At 69.3% G+C, this 16,422-nt stretch carries 16 protein-coding genes; 9 read left to right on the top strand and 7 right to left on the bottom strand.

Going from position 1 to position 16,422, the window contains the following annotated elements:
* Nucleotides 1–56: 56 nt before the first annotated feature.
* The 3 genes from DM194_RS09295 to DM194_RS09285 all read left to right on the top strand — a co-directional run bounded on the left by DM194_RS09295 (nt 57) and on the right by DM194_RS09285 (nt 2,825).
* Entirely contained in the window at nt 57–524 is a 468-nt protein-coding gene (locus DM194_RS09295; RefSeq protein ID WP_111067056.1) for a preQ0 transporter, read from the top strand.
* A gap of 115 nt (nt 525–639) precedes the next feature.
* Nucleotides 640–1,176 carry a flagellar basal body-associated FliL family protein gene (locus DM194_RS09290; RefSeq protein WP_111067055.1) on the top strand — a complete coding sequence of 179 codons (537 nt, stop codon included), beginning with the start codon at nt 640–642 and terminating at the stop codon, nt 1,174–1,176.
* Between the two features lie 293 nt (nt 1,177–1,469).
* Nucleotides 1,470–2,825 carry a DEAD/DEAH box helicase gene (locus tag DM194_RS09285; protein WP_111067054.1) on the top strand — a complete coding sequence of 452 codons (1,356 nt, stop codon included), beginning with the start codon at nt 1,470–1,472 and terminating at the stop codon, nt 2,823–2,825.
* A 114-nt stretch (nt 2,826–2,939) separates the two neighbouring features.
* Here DM194_RS09285 and DM194_RS09280 read toward each other — a convergent pair whose 3' ends face one another.
* The 3 genes from DM194_RS09280 to cobS are packed head-to-tail and all read right to left on the bottom strand — an operon-like array spanning nt 2,940 to nt 4,959.
* Complete coding sequence (locus tag DM194_RS09280) at nt 2,940–3,470, bottom strand: pyridoxamine 5'-phosphate oxidase family protein (RefSeq protein WP_111067053.1); 531 nt, start codon at nt 3,468–3,470, stop codon at nt 2,940–2,942.
* Between the two features lie 53 nt (nt 3,471–3,523).
* The gene (locus tag DM194_RS09275; protein ID WP_111067052.1) at nt 3,524–4,168 is read right to left on the bottom strand and encodes a histidine phosphatase family protein; all 645 of its coding nucleotides are present in this window, start codon (nt 4,166–4,168) and stop codon (nt 3,524–3,526) included.
* The gene (cobS, locus tag DM194_RS09270) at nt 4,165–4,959 is read right to left on the bottom strand and encodes an adenosylcobinamide-GDP ribazoletransferase (protein WP_342792438.1); all 795 of its coding nucleotides are present in this window, start codon (nt 4,957–4,959) and stop codon (nt 4,165–4,167) included. The genes DM194_RS09275 and cobS overlap by 4 nt, the downstream gene beginning before the upstream one ends.
* Before the next feature lie 151 nt (nt 4,960–5,110).
* On the opposite strand from cobS, the gene def reads away from it, so the two are divergent.
* From def to truA, 3 genes are read left to right on the top strand one after another with little or no spacing between them, the layout of a single operon-like run.
* Nucleotides 5,111–5,623 (top strand): peptide deformylase, encoded by a 513-nt coding sequence (gene def, locus DM194_RS09265; RefSeq protein ID WP_111067050.1) that lies wholly within the window; start codon nt 5,111–5,113, stop codon nt 5,621–5,623.
* 32 nt (nt 5,624–5,655) lie between these two features.
* On the top strand, nt 5,656–6,612 hold the full coding sequence (gene fmt, locus DM194_RS09260) for a methionyl-tRNA formyltransferase (RefSeq protein WP_111067049.1): 957 nt from the start codon (nt 5,656–5,658) through the stop codon (nt 6,610–6,612).
* A gap of 5 nt (nt 6,613–6,617) precedes the next feature.
* Nucleotides 6,618–7,355: a tRNA pseudouridine(38-40) synthase TruA gene (truA, locus tag DM194_RS09255; RefSeq protein ID WP_111067048.1), complete on the top strand. Its 738-nt coding sequence runs from the start codon at nt 6,618–6,620 to the stop codon at nt 7,353–7,355.
* Here truA and DM194_RS09250 read toward each other — a convergent pair.
* Nucleotides 7,349–8,233 carry a LysR family transcriptional regulator gene (locus DM194_RS09250; protein WP_111067047.1) on the bottom strand — a complete coding sequence of 295 codons (885 nt, stop codon included), beginning with the start codon at nt 8,231–8,233 and terminating at the stop codon, nt 7,349–7,351. The two genes, truA and DM194_RS09250, sit on opposite strands and share 7 nt — an antisense overlap.
* 84 nt (nt 8,234–8,317) lie before the next feature.
* Here DM194_RS09250 and DM194_RS09245 point away from each other — a divergent pair, with 84 nt between their 5' ends.
* Complete coding sequence (locus tag DM194_RS09245) at nt 8,318–8,923, top strand: cysteine hydrolase family protein (RefSeq protein WP_111067046.1); 606 nt, start codon at nt 8,318–8,320, stop codon at nt 8,921–8,923.
* 48 nt (nt 8,924–8,971) lie between these two features.
* Here DM194_RS09245 and DM194_RS09240 read toward each other — a convergent pair whose 3' ends face one another.
* A complete protein-coding gene (locus tag DM194_RS09240; protein WP_111067045.1) occupies nt 8,972–10,582 on the bottom strand; it encodes an ABC transporter substrate-binding protein in 1,611 nt (536 codons plus the stop codon).
* Nucleotides 10,583–10,818: 236 nt separating this feature from the next.
* On the opposite strand from DM194_RS09240, the gene DM194_RS09235 reads away from it, so the two are divergent.
* A complete protein-coding gene (locus tag DM194_RS09235; protein ID WP_111067044.1) occupies nt 10,819–11,838 on the top strand; it encodes an aspartate-semialdehyde dehydrogenase in 1,020 nt (339 codons plus the stop codon).
* A gap of 138 nt (nt 11,839–11,976) precedes the next feature.
* Nucleotides 11,977–13,287 (top strand): branched-chain amino acid ABC transporter permease, encoded by a 1,311-nt coding sequence (locus DM194_RS09230; RefSeq protein WP_111067043.1) that lies wholly within the window; start codon nt 11,977–11,979, stop codon nt 13,285–13,287.
* A gap of 65 nt (nt 13,288–13,352) precedes the next feature.
* Here the strand turns inward: DM194_RS09230 and leuC are convergent, their stop codons facing one another.
* Nucleotides 13,353–14,756, bottom strand: coding sequence for a 3-isopropylmalate dehydratase large subunit (leuC, locus tag DM194_RS09225; protein ID WP_111067042.1), 1,404 nt, complete (start codon nt 14,754–14,756; stop codon nt 13,353–13,355).
* Nucleotides 14,757–14,896: 140 nt separating this feature from the next.
* On the bottom strand, nt 14,897–16,315 hold the full coding sequence (locus DM194_RS09220) for an FAD-binding oxidoreductase (RefSeq protein ID WP_111067041.1): 1,419 nt from the start codon (nt 16,313–16,315) through the stop codon (nt 14,897–14,899).
* Nucleotides 16,316–16,422: the final 107 nt, after the last annotated feature.

Raw genomic sequence — 16,422 nt, 5'->3', positions numbered from 1 at the left:
TGCTCCGGTCACAGGCGCCCGTATTGCCGCGGGTCCGCTTTCGGAGGATCATCGCCATGCTCTGGCTTGCCGCCTATATCGGCAGCATTCTTGCCATCAACTTCGCCTTCAGCCTGTTTCCGCACCTGGATCTGGTCTGGTCCTGCTGGGCCGGGCTGATCTTCATCCTGCGCGACATGGTGCAGGTGCGATTCGGCCATTGGTCGCTCGCCGCCATGCTGGGCGGCACCGTGCTGTCCTATCTGTTGACCGATCCCGTCGTCGCCACCGCCAGCGTGCTCGCCTTCGCGGTGTCGGAGATGATCGACTGGGCGGTCTTCACCATCACCCGCCGTCCGCTGCGCGACCGTCTGTGGATCAGCGCCGCCCTGTCGGTGCCGGTCGACACCGCCATCTTCTTCGGCATGCTGGACATCTGGGATCCCGCGGTGTGGGCCGCCAGCTTCGCGTCGAAGCTGCTGGGCGTGTCGGCGGTGTGGCTGCTGATGCGTGCGCGGGCGGGGCGGATGGCCGTGACGGCCTGAAGCCCGGCCGAAAGCCCGGGGCGCCGTCGCCGGCGGCGCCCCGCCTCCACCGAATCTTAACCGCGGCGGCGGTAGACTCCTCCAAGCCCCTGTCCGGCCCGGAGGAAGGCCGACCATGGCCACCCATCGAACGCTGCACGGAACGCCGTACCCGGCCCCGCCTCCCGATCCGTTGCGGCGGGATGCGCCGGACGCGCTTGCTCCGCAGCAGGCTCCCCATTCCGAAGCCGCCCATCCGACCCGCACGCTGATCGTCGTCCTGATCGCGCTGCTGACCCTGGCCGGGCTGGCCTATGGCGGCGGCGTCGCGGTGGACCGCATCGTGGAGCAGCGGCGGATCGAGGAGCGCATGGGGCCGAAGCCCAACCTCGCGCGGCTGCCGGCGATCGAGGTGCCGCTGGGCGGCCTGCGCGCGGTGGAGATGCAGGTCTCGCTGGTGCTGGCGCCGCAGGTGGAGGCCGACCGCGTCCTGCGCTACCAGGACCGCATCGCCGACCGGCTGTTCCAGACCGTCGGCCAGGCCGGCGCCGAAGCCCTGACCGGAACCGGCTCCGCCGCCTTCATGAAGGCGCGCGTCAGGGAGGCCGTGAACCGCGAGGCCGGGACCGGCCTGATCCGCGACATCTACATCGAACGCATGGTCGTCAAGTGACGGACGCGTGGCTCGTTCCGCGATGGGGCTTGTCTTGTGCGGCGCAATAGACTATCTAGGGCGTCTTGATCGCTGGAGGCTCGCGCGTCTCTTGAGCGAGACGCGCTGTGATTGCGCAACGGCAGCCCCTTGCGGGGCAAACGTCCCGGTGTTCTAGGGACGATCTCGCCGCTGCATCGGATAGACGCCTCTCCCTCTATCGACCTCCTCCCGGCGAGACCGCCGGTATGTCCCACGCCCGCCATCGGGGCGCGCGGGGCCGTACCGTGTTGCTTTGAGAAGGTTGTTACGACTTGACGTTTTCCGAACTCGGCCTGCACCCGCTCGTCCTGAAGGCCCTCGAGGCGTTCGAATACACCACCCCGACCCCGGTCCAGCTCGCCGCCATTCCGCCGGCGCTGCAGGGTCGCGACATCCTCGCCACCGCCGAGACCGGCACCGGCAAGACCGCCGCCTTCATGCTGCCGGCGCTGACCCGCACCGCCGAGATGCCGCTGAACGGCGCCGCCACCCCGCGCGTGCTGGTTCTGGCCCCGACCCGTGAACTGGCCAAGCAGGTCACCGACGCCGCCCGCAAATACGCGAAGTTCATGAAGCTGAACATCGTGGACGTGGTCGGCGGCATGCCCTACCGCGAGCAGCTGCGCCTGCTGTCGCGTCCGGTCGACGTTCTTGTCTGCACCCCGGGCCGCCTTCTGGACCATGTCGCCCGCCGCCGCATCGCGCTGGACGAGGTTGAGGTGCTGATCCTCGACGAGGCCGACCGCATGCTGGACATGGGCTTCCTCGACGATGTCGAGACCATCGCCAAGTGCTGCCCGCCGACGCGCCAGACCCTGCTGTTCACCGCCACGCTGGACCGCCGCATGGCGCAGCTGGCCGGCAACCTGCTGCGCAACCCGGAGCGCGTGGCCGTCGAAAGCCAGGCGACTGCGATCAACGTCGAGCAGCGCCTGCACCATGCCGACGACATGGAGCACAAGCGCCGCCTGCTGCAGCATTTCGCCGCCCAGGAAGAGGTCGGCAAGGCGATCATCTTCGCCGCCACCAAGCGTGATGCCGACACGCTGGCCGAGGAGCTGAGCGCCGCCGGCCATGCCGCCGCCGCCCTTCACGGCGACATGGACCAGACCAAGCGCAACCGCACGCTCCAGCGTCTGCGCACCGGTCAGGTCCGCCTGCTGGTCGCCACCGACGTCGCCGCCCGCGGCATCGACGTGCGCGACATCACCCACGTCATCAACTTCGACCTGCCGCGTTCGGCGGAGGACTATGTCCACCGCATCGGCCGCACCGGCCGCGCCGGCGCCTCGGGCGTTGCGATCTCCTTCGCCGCCCGCGCCGACCGCGAGACCCTGGTCCGCATCGAGCGCTACACGAAGGCGACGCTCGAGGTGCATGTGGTGCCCGGCCTGGAGCCGACGCGCCCCTTCACCACCGCCGGCCGTCCGCCGGCCCGCAACGGCCGTCCGGGCGGCGGCAAGCCGTGGCACCGCAACGGCGAGTCCAAGGGTCCGCACGCCCCGCGCGGCCCGCGCCCGGACTATGCCCGCAACGACAACCACCGCGGCGACTCCCGCCCGGACCACGCCCATGCCCGCCGTGAAGCCCACGGCGGCAAGCCGGCGGCCCGTGCCAAGAGCTGGTAAGTCGGCAGCGTCCCTGACGCCTCCGACCGTCGAATGAAAAAAGCCCTCCCTGCCGGCCTTGTGGTCGGCAGGGAGGGCTTTTTTCATGTCAGGAATGATTGGTTCAGCGAGATTTTACTGGAACGCGATCTTCGCGTTGTCGCCGGGATCGGGCGACTGGCCGGTCAGCTTCGCCTTCACATAGCCGTAGGCGTAGACCATGGTGCTCGATGGGCTGTCCCAGTATTCGGCCTGATCGACCGACACCTTCAGCAGGGCGATCTCCGGGTCGTCGGGGCCCTGGGGGAACCAGGTGGTCATGATGTCGCGCCACAGGAACCGGATCTTGTCGCGGTCGCGCACGACCTCGGCGATGCCGGAGACGGACACGTAGTCCTGCTTTTCCGGGTTGGAATAGGCGAGATTGACGCGCCAATGGCGGTCGATCTCCGACACCTTTTCGGAATGGGCGCGGGTGAAGAACCACAAGGTGCCGTCTTCGAACCCCGCATGGGACAGAGTCGCCATCGGACGGGAGTTCAGCCGGCCGTTGTCGTCCAGCGTCGTCATCATCGCGACCTGAACGCCCTTCATCATCTCCCAGAGCTTCTTGACGTCGCCCTGGTCGGGGCTGTGGCCGTGGCCGGCGGTGGTGCTGTGGACCATGGTCTGCCTCTCGTTCGGTAGCCCAGCGGAGACAGGGGGAACGCCCTTATCCGTCAAAAGGTTCCGGGTTGGGCGTTCACTCCTCCGACCGACCATGAACCCGTCCCGGCGTGGAAATGGTCGATCCGGGTCAGCGACCAGGGATCGATCCGCAGCCGCAGCGCCGCCTCCGGCGTCAGATCCAGCGCCAGCGCCAGCGCGCCGCGGATGGTGCCGGCATGGATCACCGCGACCAGATCGCGTCCTGCATGCAGCTCCGTCAGCCGCCGCAGCGCCGCCGCCGTGCGCTCCATCACCGTGGCGAAGCTCTCGCCGCCGGGCGGGGCGTGGCGGGCCGGGTCGCGCCAGAAGCGCGCCGCCGCCTCCGCGTCACGCTGCGCCGCGGTGTCGTGGCTGATGCCTTCCCAAACGCCGAAATCCTGCTCGGCCAGCGCCGGCTCCACCACCGCGGTGTCGGCAAGGCGGGGGTTGCGGGTCCACAGCGCCTGGGCGGTCTGCCGGCTGCGGCGGAGCGGGCTGGTCAGCCACAGCGCGTTGGCGGGCAGGCCGGCGGCGAGCGCCGCCGCCGCCGCGCGGTTGCCGGTATCGGCCTCGCGGTCGCTCGACCCGCAGATGACGTTGCCGGGGTTGTGGACCGGCGCATGGCGGATCAGCCACCAGCGGGTGACGATCAGGGGGGTGAGGCTCACCGCGTTCATGCCGATGTTCCCAGGACGGAGGATAGGGTCAGCAGGACCGCGGCCTCCGCCACCTGCTGGGCCGCGCCGAAGACGTCGCCGGTCTGCCCGCCGAGATGGCGCCGGGCGAGCGCCCCCACCGCGGCCACCCCCAGCAGGGATGCCCCCAGCGCCGGCAGGGCAAGGCCGCCGAGAACGGCCGCCGCGATCGCGATGCCGGAAACCAGCGCCAGAAGCACGGTCGCCATTGCCGGCCGCCCCTGTGCCGCCGCCAGCCCGTCTCGCCGGGCCGGGGGCAGGATGCGCGCCATCGCCGCCAGTCCGCAGCGCGACAGAGCGCCCGCCGCCACCAGCGCCGCGACCGCCGCCGGCACCGGCAGGGCCGCCAGCGCCGCCGCGCGGATGCCGACCGAGAACACCAGCGCCAGCACGCCATAGCTGCCGACGCGGCTGTCGCGCATGATCTCCAGCTTGCGGACCGGATCGCGCCCGCCGCCGAAGCCGTCGGCGACATCGGCCGCGCCGTCCTCGTGCAGTCCGCCGGTCAGCCGCACCATCGCCGCCAGGGCCAGCAGCGCGCCGGCCAGCGGCGGCAGGTTCAGCGCCGCCGCCGCCGCGAACACCGCTCCGCCGGCCAGCCCGACCAGCGCCCCCACCGGTGGAAACCATCCCATCGCCCGCGCCCCGGCCCCCTCCGCCAGCGGCCCGTTGAGCGGACCCAGCGGCGGGAAGGGAAGGCGGGTAAGGAACACCAGCGCCAGGGCGGCGTCCTGGGTCCAGCGCGGGGGAGGGGCGGCGGTCGCATCACGCATGATCGGCATCGACTACGCCCAAGCGGCGTTCGGCGCAACCCTGCTCGGCGGACGGCGTCGGCGCTCGTTCCCGCCGGTCCGATTCCTTGACCGGAACACTCGGTCCGCCTACCTTGTCCGTTTGAACTCCCCCTATCAGCATCGAGCACCCATGGCCCGTCTTCCGATCCTCGTCGCCCCGCATCCGATCCTGAAGCGCAAGGCGCAACCCGTCGCCGAAGTGGATGCGCGCGTCGTCAAGCTGATGGATGACATGGTGGAGACCATGTACGACGCCAACGGCATCGGTCTGGCCGCCCCGCAGGTCGGCGTGCTCGACCGCGTCATCGTCGTCGACGTCCATGAGAAGGGCGAGCCGCCGAACCCGATCCGCCTCGCCAACCCGGAAATCGTCTGGTCGTCCGACGAGAAGTCGGTGTGCGAGGAGGGCTGCCTGTCGGTGCCGGAGCAGTATGCCGAGGTCACCCGGCCCCAGCGCATCCGCGTCCGTTATCTGGACGAAAAGAACCAGCAGCAGGAGATCGAGGCCGACGGGATGCTCGCCACCTGCATCCAGCACGAGATCGACCATCTGAACGGCGTCCTGTTCGTCGATTACCTGTCGATGCTGAAGCGGAACATCCTGCTGAAGAAGGTCCAGAAGATGCAGAAGGCGACGGCCTGACCAGCCCGAAAACCAAGCCTCGACAGGAACAGATGACCCCGCTCCGTCTCGTCTTCATGGGCACGCCGGATTTCGCCGTGCCCAGCCTTGCCGCGCTGATCGAGGCGGGGCATCAGGTCGTCTGCGCCTACAGCCAGCCGCCGCGTCCGGCCGGCCGTGGCCAGCAGGTGCAGAAATCGCCGGTCCACCGCTTCGCCGAGGATCGCGGCATCCCCGTGCGCACGCCCAAGAGCCTGCGCAATGCCGAGGCCCAGGCCGAGTTCGCCGAACTCCAGGCCGATGCCGCGGTGGTCGCCGCCTATGGCCTGATCCTGCCGCAGCCGATCCTCGACGCGCCGCGGCTGGGTTGCGTCAACGTGCATGGCTCGCTGCTGCCGCGCTGGCGCGGGGCGGCGCCGATCCAACGCTCCATCCTGGCCGGCGATGCCGAAACCGGGATCACCATCATGCAGATGGACATCGGGCTCGACACCGGCGCCATGCTGTCGAAGGAGGCGGTGGCGATCACCCCCGCCACCACCGCCAGCAGCCTGCATGACGAGCTGGCGGCGCTCGGCGCCCGCATGATCGTCCCGGCGCTGGAGGGTCTGGCCGCCGGCACGCTGACCGCCGTGCCGCAGCCGGAGGACGGCGTCACCTACGCCGCCAAGCTGACGCGCGAGGATGGCCGGCTCGACTGGAGCCAGCCCGCCGCTTATGTCGAGCGGCAGGTCCGCGCCCTGACCCCTTGGCCGGGCTGCTGGTTCGACGCGGCGAATGGCGAGCGCATCAAGGTTCTGGCGGCGGAACCCGCGGCCGGCACGGGCACGCCCGGCACGCTTCTGGACGACCGGCTGACCGTGGCCTGCGCCGATGGCGCGGTGCGGCTGACCAGGGTGCAGCGGCCCGGCAAGGCGCCGGTGGACGGCGCGGCCTTCCTGCGCGGCTTCGCGCTGGCGGTCGGGCAGCCGGTTTCCGCCCCCGAATCCGCCAATTCCGTTACGGACTGACCGCCGTGCAGCGCTGGAAACTGACCGTCGAGTATGACGGCCGTCCCTTCGTCGGCTGGCAGCGCCAGGACAACGGCCCCTCCGTGCAGCAGAGTCTGGAGGAGGCGGTGCAGCGCCTGTCGGGCGAGGCGGTGCGGGTCCATGGCTCCGGCCGCACCGATGCCGGGGTGCATGCGCTGGGGCAGGTCTGCCATTTCGACCTGGAAAAGCCCTTCACCGGCCTGAAGCTGCGCGACGCCCTGAATTTCCACCTGAAGCCGGCGCCCATCGCGGTGCTGGAGGTGGAGGCGGTGACCGAAGCCTTCCACGCCCGGCTGACCTCGACCGGCCGCGCCTATGTCTACCGCATCGTCAACCGCCGGGCGCCGCTGGCGCTCGACGCCGGCCGGGCATGGCACGTCACCCGCCCGCTGGATGCCGAGGCGATGCACGCGGCGGCGCAGATCCTGGTGGGGCAGCACGACTTCACCAGCTTCCGCGCCGCGCTCTGTCAGGCCAAGTCGCCGGTGAAGACGCTCGACCGGCTGGATGTGGAGCGCCAGGGCGAGGAAATCCGCGTCCATGCCGCCGCGCGCTCCTTCCTGCACCATCAGGTGCGCAACATGGTCGGCACGCTGGAACTGGTCGGGGCCGGCAAATGGACCCCCGACGATGTGCGCCGTGCGCTGGAGGCCCGCGACCGCGCCAAGGCCGGGCCGACCTGCCCGCCGGACGGGCTGTATTTCATGGCGGCGCGCTACTGAGCGTAGGCGCTTCCCTCCAGCCGCGTCCGTTCGGCGCCGAAGACCGCCACCAGATGCTCGATCACCGCCCGCACCCGCGGCACCTCCCGGCGGTCGCGGTGGACCAGCAGCCAAGCCTCGCGGGTCAGCGGCGGGCCGGGCAGCGGTAGACGCTCCAGCCCGGGTACGCCGTCCGCCAGCATGCGGGGCAGGAAGGCGGTGCCGAAGCCGGCGACCGCCGCGGCAAGCTGGCCCTGCACGCTGTTGGAGCGGAAGGCGATGCGCCGCCCGCCGCCATGGCGGTCCAGCCACAGCGCCTCCGGCAGCTCCGCCATCGACTCGTCATAGGCGATCAGCGTGTCGGGCGCGCCCGGCGCGGCATAGAGCCCATAGCCCAGCGTCGCCAGCCGCCGGCCGACCAGATCGCCGCGCTGCGGCCGGGCCAGCCGGATCGCCAGATCGGCTTCCCGCCGCGCGAGGCTGAGGGTGCGGTTGTCGACGATGAACTCCAAATCCAGGGCCGGGTTGGCCGTCCGCAGCGGTCCCAGGCGTGGGATCAGGAAGATGTCGGCCAGCGCCTGGGTCATGGTCAGCCGCACGGTGCCGGTCAGCCCGGCGTCGTCGCCCTCGCGGCGGCGGATCGCCTGCGCCCGCTCGTCCATCGCCTCGGCCAGGGCGCGGACGCTCTCTCCCTCTTCGGTCAGGACATAGCCGTCGGGCCGGCGTTCCATCAGGCTGCGGCCGAGAGCGCTTTCCAGCGCGGCCAGCCGGCGCCCGACCGTGGCGTGGCTCAGCCGCAGGCCGCGTGCCGCCGCCGACAGGCTGCCGGCCCGCGCCAGTTCCAGGAAGACGCGCAGGTCATCCCAATCGAGCGGCCCTGTGAATTTCTGAACAGGCATCGTGCAAGGATAGCGGATGGCTGCGCATCGGTGAACGGGGCAGCATCGCCGTCATCAACGCTCACCTGACTGCGGAGCCCCCCGATGACGAACCCAACCGCCAAGACCCTGCGCCAGATCGCCGGCGCGCCGGACACGCCCAGCCCGTTGGACAAGGCGGTGCTGGTGCTGATCGACCTTCAGCGCGAATACACCGACGGCGCCCTGCGCCTGTCGGGCGTCGATGCGGCGGTGGAGAAGGCGGCGGCGCTGCTGGACCTCGCCCGCGCCAGCAAGGTTCCGGTGATCCACATCGTCCACCACACCGCGGCGGGAGCGCCTGTGTTCGACCCGACCGGACCGATGGCGGAGATCGTCCCGGCAGTCGCTCCGCGCGACGGCGAACCGGTGATCGTGAAGAGGCTCGCCAACGCCTTCGCCGGCACCGACCTGCAGCGGGTGGCCGGCGACACCGGGCGTGCCGAGATGATCGTCGCCGGTTTCATGACCCACAACTGCGTCAGCAGCACCGTGCGGTCGGCGGTGGATCACGGCTGGCGGGTGACGGTCGTGGCGTCGGCCACCGCCACCCGCGACCTGCCGGACGGCAAGGGCGGGGTGGTGCCGGCGGCCGGCATCCAGCGCGGCGTGCTGACCGGTTTGTCCGACAGCCTCGCCGTGGTGGTGGAGGATGCGCGGGCCTGGAAATAATCCCCCTCTCCCCGGGGGGAAGAGGGGGATTTGCATAGCCCCGCTCCCTTACTTCTTCTCGGCCTTCCAGTAATAGTTGGTGTCGAAGCTGGGGCCCCAGACGAGGCCGGAGACGTTCTTGCGCTCCGCCACCATCTCGGTCTGCTGGAACATGATGACGAAGGGCGAGTCGGCCAGGACCGAGCGCTGGAGTTCCTCGTACATCTGGGCGCGCTTGGCGCTGTCGCGCTCCTCGACCGCGGCGGCGGTCTTCCTGGTCAGCTCCGGGATGTCCCAGGCGTTGCGCCAGGCCAGCGGCTTTGCCTTGGCGTTGTCGCTGTTGTCCGGGTTGGAGGCGAAGGTGTCGGCGTTGGAGTTCGGATCCTGATAGTCCGCGCCCCATTGCTGGATCATCAGTTCGTGGTTGCGGGCACGGTACCTGGTCAGCACCTGCTTGCCGTCGCCGGGGATGATCTCGATCTTCACGCCGGCCTTGGCGGCGCTGGCCTGGATCGCCTGGGCCATGTCCTGGGTCGGGTTGGTGTTGCGCACGTCCATGCTGACGGTGAAGCCGTCGGGATAGCCGGCCTTCGCCAGCAGCTCCTTCGCCTTGGCCGGATCGTATTTGTAGGGGTTGTCGTTGACGGCGCCCAGGAAGCCCTTGGGCAGGAAGGCCTGATGGACGGCGCCGATGCCGTTCATGATGGTTCCGGCCATGCCGTCGTAATCGACCAGATACTTGAACGCCTCGCGCACCTCGGGCTTGGCCAGGGTGGGATTCTTCTGGTTCAGGGCGAGATACCACAGCGTGCCCTTCGGCGCCTGGACCAGACGGATGGCGTCGCTGGACTTCAGCGGCTCGAACTGCTCCGGCTTCAGGTTGCGGGCCACGTCGATGTCGCCCTTCTCCAGCAGCAGGCGCTGGGTCGCCGGTTCCGGGATGTGGCGGATCAGCACGCGCTTCAGCTTCGGCGCGCCCTGCCAGTATTTCGGGTTGGCGTCGAGGGTCAGCAGCTCGCTCGCCTTCCACTGCCGCAGGACGAAGGGACCGGAGCCGGCGGAGTTGGTCTTGAGCCAGCCGGCGCCGAAGTCGCCGTCCTTCTCCTTGCTCTTGAGCAGCTTGGAGTCGACGACCGACGCCACGTCGGCGGTCAGGCAGTAGAGCACGAAGGTGGGAGCGTAGGCCTTGTCGGTGGTGAAGACCAGCGTGCGCGGGTCGGTGGCGCGGACCATCTGCTCCACATTGTCCGGGGTCAGGCCGAACTGGGTCAGGATGAAGGCCGGACCCTTGTTCATCTTCACCGCGCGGGTGAAGGACCATGCCACGTCCTCCGCCGTCAGCGGGTTGCCGGAATGGAAGGCGATGCCGTCGCGGATCTTGAAGGTGAAGGTCTTGCCGTCGGGCGACACGGTCCAGCTTTCGGCGACCTCGCCCTCGATCTTGCTGACGTCGTTGACGTCGAAATGGATCAGGCGGTCATAGATCTGGGCGCTGTATTCGGCCCCCGACAGCTCGAAGATCTCGGCCGGGTCGAGGCTGACGATGTCGTCGAACTGCCAGGCCATCACCAGCGCGTCCTTCGGCGTGTCGGCGATGGCCGGAGCGGCGAAACCGGCGAGGGCGAGAGCGGCGGCGCCGAGAACCGTCTGCGCAATGAGGCCGCGCTTGAAGCTGGTCATCCGTGATGTCTCCCTGGAGGCCCGTTCGGGCGCTGTTGAGGGACGGAATCTTCCCGCCGCCTTCCATGGCATGTCAACTCGGCCGGAGGGCAGGTTTCATGGGATGGTTTGGCAGGCCAAATTGGCAGTGCAAATTGGCGGGACGGGTTGCAATTCGCGGGGAAAGCGCCTAGCTCCTAACGCCCCCCGGCACCATTCTTGTATTCGCGGATACTCGGCAGAAGGAAACCACCGTCATGGGCTATACCGTCGCGGTCATCGGCGCCACCGGCAATGTCGGGCGCGAGATCCTGCAAACGCTGGCCGAACGGAAGTTCCCGGCCGACAAGGTCATCGCCCTGGCCTCCGAAAAATCGATCGGGCAGGAGGTGTCCTATGGCGAGGACGACATCCTCAAGGTCCAGGATCTCAACAAGTTCGACTTCCACGGCGTGGACATCGTTCTGTCGTCGCCGGGCGCCAAGGTGTCGGCCGTCCATGTGCCCCGCGCCGCCGCGGCCGGTGCCGTCGTGATCGACAACACCTCGCATTTCCGCATGGACCCCGACGTGCCGCTGGTGGTGCCGGAGGTGAACCCGGAGGCGCTGGCCGGCTATCGCAAGCGCGGCATCATCGCCAATCCCAACTGCTCCACCATCCAGATGGTGGTGGCGCTGAAGCCGCTGCACGACCGCTTCAAGATCCGCCGCGTGGTGGTGTCGACCTACCAGTCGGTGTCGGGCGCCGGCAAGGAGGCGATGGACGAGCTGTTCACCCAGACCCGCGCCATCTTCGTCAACGACCCCATCACCAAGAGCGTCTTCCCCAAGCAGATCGCCTTCAACGTCATCCCCCACATCGACGCCTTCATGGAGGACGGGTCCACCAAGGAAGAGTGGAAGATGATGGTGGAGACCAAGAAGATCCTCGATTCGAAGATCAAGGTCGCCGCCACCTGCGTCCGCGTTCCGACCTTCATCGGCCATGCCGAGTCGATCAACATCGAGACGGAGGAGCCGATCAGCGCCGAGGAGGCCCGTGTCATCCTGCGCGCCGCCCCCGGCGTGTCGGTGGTCGACCAGCAGACCGGCGACGGCTATGTCACCCCGGTCGAGGTCGCCGGCGACAACCCGGTCTTCGTCAGCCGCATCCGCGACGACTTCACGGTGGAGAACGGCCTGTCCTTCTGGTGCGTCGCCGACAACCTGCGCAAGGGCGCCGCGCTGAACGCCGTGCAGATCGCGGAGCTGCTGGTGCGGGACTACATGGTGGAGTGAGGGTCGGGCAACGTTTCGCCCCCACCCTAACCCTCCCCCGGTTCACGGGGGAGGGGACAGCCGTGCAGCCACTCTCCCACCTTCCCACCCTCCCGGATTGCCGGTAGGCTGAACCGTCCCACCTGACCGGGCGGTTCCGTGCTCCGCATCCTGCCGCTGTTGTGCCTCGTTTTGCTGGTGCTCACCGGGTGCGGCATCGATGCCGACCAGGATGTCCTGTGCCGGAAGCTGATCCCGGCCTTCGAACCCGGTCCCGTCTCCGATCTGTCCACCCGGACCTATGCCGAGGACCGCCGGGTTCTGCGCATCGACTACCGCAGCGGCGACCAGCGCCACTGGATCGCCTGCCGCTTCGCCGGAACCGGCATGGAGGAGGGGCGGCGCAGCCTGGTGTCGGTGGCGACCGACCGCACCGGCTGGCTGACCGACATGCGATTCGCCATGCTGCAGCAATGGCTGCGCATCAAGCCGCCGCGCGATGCCGTCGGCGCCGCGGTCGAAGTCGAACGGGCGCAGCCGACGCGCTGGACCCCCCTCCTGTTCCTGGCCCAGCAGATCGTCAACGCTGCCACCGTCGCCTGCGTCTACGGGCTGCTCGCCCTGGGCTACACCCTGGTCTACGCCATCCTCAGCCAGATCAATCTGGCGATGGGAGAGCTGACGATGCTCGGCGCCATGCTGACGGCGATCGCGGCGGCCGGGCTGGGCATGGCCGGCTGGGCGACATGGCCGCCGGCGCTGCTGGGCGTGCTGGTGCTGGCGATGGGCTTCACCGCGGTGCAGGGCTGGGCCATGGACCGGCTGGTGTTCCGCCGCCTGCGCGGGGTGCGCAACCACACGCCGCTGATCGTCGCCGTCGGGCTGTCCATCGCCTATCAGGAGGGGGTGCGGCTGCTGCAAGGCGCCCGCGACTGGTGGCCGGCGCCGGTGCTGACCGGCCGCCACGACCTGCTGAGCGACGGCGCCTTCACCGTGACCGCGCTGACGGCGCAGCTGGCGATCCTGGCGTTGACCGGCGGGCTTTATGCCCTGTTGTGGGGGATCATGCAGCGCACCGCCTTCGGCCGGGCGCATCGTGCCTGCACCGACGACATCGCGGCGGCGGAACTGGTCGGGGTGGACGTCAACCGCACGGTGGCGGCGACCTTCGCCATCGGCGGCGGGCTGGCCGCGGCGGCGGGGGCGGTGATCGCGCTCTATTACGGCGGGGTGAACTTCTTCACCGGCTACCTGATCGGCTTCAAGGCGCTGGCCGCGGCGGTGGTCGGCGGCATCGGCTCGGTGCCGGGGGCGATGCTGGGCGGCGCCCTGCTGGGGCTGGTGGAGACCTTCTGGTCTGCCTATTTCGCCATCGCCTACAAGGACATCGTGGCGTTCGGACTGCTGACGCTGTTCCTGATCTTCCGGCCGCAGGGACTGATGGGACAGGCGCGGGGGAGGGGAGATTAGGGGGTGTTGCTGTGGATGCCCCTTCCCTCCCCGGCCTTTGCCGGGGAGGGAAGGGGCAAAGATCCTTACAGAGCGCGGACGTCCGCCAGACGCCCCGTCACCGCCGCCGCCACGGCCATCGCCGGGCTGACGAGGTGGGTGCGGCCGCCGCGGCCCTGACGGCCTTCGAAGTTGCGGTTGGAGGTCGAGGCGCTGCGCTCGCCCGGAGCCAGGCGGTCGGCGTTCATCGCCAGGCACATGGAGCAGCCCGGCTCGCGCCACTCGAAGCCGGCCTCGGTGAAGATCTTGTCCAGACCCTCTTCCTCGGCCTGCTCCTTGACCAGACCCGAACCGGGAACCACCAGGGCGCGCACGCCCTCGGCGACCTTGCGGCCCTTGGCGACCTCGGCGGCGGCGCGCAGGTCTTCGATGCGGCCGTTGGTGCAGGAGCCGATGAAGACGGTGTCCACCTTCACCTCGGTCAGCGGCTGGCCGGGGGTCAGGCCCATATAGGCGAGCGAGCGCTCGACGGCGGCGCGCTTGCCGGCGTCGGCGATCTCGGCCGGGTTCGGCACGGTCGCGGTGATCGGCAGCACGTCCTCGGGGCTGGTGCCCCAGGTGACCTGCGGGACGATGTCGGCGGCGTTCAGAACGACGGTGGCGTCATAGACCGCGCCCTCGTCCGACGGCAGGGTCTTCCAGTACTGGACGGCCTGCTCCCAGGCGCCGGCCTTCGGGGCCAGGGCGCGGCCCTTGACGTATTCGAAGGTCTTCTCGTCCGGGGCGATCAGGCCGGCGCGGGCGCCGCCTTCGATCGCCATGTTGCAGACGGTCATGCGGCCTTCCATCGACAGGTCGCGGATGGCTTCGCCCGCGAATTCGATGACGTAGCCGGTGCCGCCGGCGGTGCCGATCTTGCCGATGATGGCCAGCACGATGTCCTTGGCGGTGACGCCCGGGTTCACCTTGCCGTCCACGCGGATCAGCATGTTCTTGGCCGGCTTCTGCAGCAGGGTCTGGGTGGCCAGCACATGCTCCACCTCCGACGTGCCGATGCCGAAGGCCAGCGCGCCGAAGGCGCCGTGCGTGGCGGTGTGGCTGTCGCCGCAGACGATGGTCGCGCCCGGCAGGGTGAAGCCCTGTTCCGGGCCGACGATGTGGACGATGCCCTGGCGGACGTCGTCCATCGGGAAATAGCGGACGCCGAAGTCGCGGGCGTTCTTGTCCAGCGTCTCCACCTGGATCCGGCTCTCCTCCTCGGTGATGCCCTTGGAGCGGTCGGTGGTGGGGACGTTGTGGTCGGGTACGGCGAGAGTGGCTTCCGGACGCCGCACCTTGCGGCCGGCAACGCGCAGTCCTTCGAACGCCTGCGGGCTGGTCACTTCATGGACCAGATGGCGGTCGATGTAGAGGATGCAGGTGCCGTCGTCCTGGCGATGCACGACGTGGCTGTCCCAAATCTTGTCGAACAGAGTGCGCGGCTTGGACATCGGAAAACTCTCTCTCGCGGTACGACAGGCGCAGAACAATCGGAGGCCGCACCATAGCCTTGTGTCGCGCCGGGGACAAGCACGGCCATACGTCTTTCGCCGCAAGCCTGTCCCCCGCAACAATATATCGCGCTAAGGCCTTACGGCAGCATCTTGCCGGGGTTCAGCAGGCCGTCGGGATCGAGCGTCGCCTTGATGGCGCGCAACATGTCGAACTCCACCGGCCCCTTGATGACCGGCATCTCGTCCTTCTTGAAGCGGCCGACGCCATGCTCGGCGGAGATCGAGCCGTCGAGCTTGAAGATCACCTCGTTGACGACGTGGCAGATCTCGTCCCAGCGGTCGAGATAGGCTTTGGTGTCGGCGCCCTCGGGCTGGCTGAGGTTGAAGTGGATGTTGCCGTCGCCGACATGGCCGAAGGGGGTCGGGCGGATGCCGGGGCAGGCCCGCTCCACCGCCGCCTCGGCCAGTTCGATGAACTCGGCGACGCGGGACACCGGGATCGACACGTCGTTCTTGATCGACCCGCCCTCGAACTTCTGCGCCTCGACGATGGCCTCGCGGATGAACCACAGCTGCTTGGCCTGGGCGTCGGACCGGGCCAGCGTGGCGTCGGTCGCCAGCTCGGCCTCGAACGCCTCGCCCAGCGCGGTCTCCACCGTCTCCTGGAAGGCGTCGGACTGGGTGCCGGCCGTCAGCTCGGTCAGGACATACCAGGGCGACGGCTCCGACAGCGGGTCGATGGTGCCGGCGACATGGCGAAGCGCGAAGTCCAGGCAGCGGCGCGACATCAGCTCGAAGGCCGAGACGGCGTCGCCGGACGCGGCGCGCAGGCGGGCCAGCAGTTCGATGGCGGCGGCGGGGCTGGGCACCGCGACGAAGGCGGTGATCGACTGGCGCGGGCGCGGGAACAGCTTCAGCACCGCGGCGGTGACGATGCCCAGCGTGCCTTCGGCGCCGATGAACAGGTTCTTCAGGTCGTAGCCGGTGTTGTTCTTGCGCAGCCGGCGCATGCCGTCCCAGACGCGGCCGTCGGCCAGAACCACCTCCAGGCCCAGCACGAGGTCGCGGGTGTTGCCATAGCGCAGGACGTTGATGCCGCCGGCATTGGTGGAGATCAGGCCGCCGATCTGCGCCGTGCCCTCCGCCCCCAGGCTGAGCGGGAACAGGCGGTCGGCGTCGGCCGCGGCCTCCTGGATGCTGGTCAGCACCACGCCGGCCTCCACCGTCATGGTGTAGTTCAGCGTGTCGATGTCGCGGATGCGGTTCATGCGCGACAGGTTGAGAACGATCTCGCGCCCTTCCTCGTACGGGATGGATCCGCCGACGAGGCTGGTGTTGCCGCCCTGGGGGACGATGGGGATGCCGGCCTCGGCGCAGACCTTGACGACCGCGGCGACTTCCTCGGTGCTGGCCGGCCGGACCACCGCCGGGCTGTTGCCCTTGAAGCGCCCGCGCCATTCCGACAGGTAGGGCGCCATGTCGGCGGCGTCGGTGAGGAGGCCGGACGGTCCGACGATGGCGCGGATCTGATCGAGGGCGGCGGCGATGTTGGTCATGGCGCGGGGTCCGGCAGATGGAGGTGGACGCATCGAAACGCGACACTTCTACAATCTAGCCGCCCCCATTTCCATGCAACTGTTGCGCAGACCAGCCGCCACGGGCG

The sequence above is a fragment of the Azospirillum ramasamyi genome (genome assembly GCF_003233655.1).
In the GTDB taxonomy this organism is placed as follows: Bacteria; Pseudomonadota; Alphaproteobacteria; order Azospirillales; family Azospirillaceae; genus Azospirillum; species Azospirillum ramasamyi.
The sequence above is the reverse complement of the archived record's forward strand: the minus strand, read 5'-3'. Positions and strand labels throughout refer to the sequence as shown.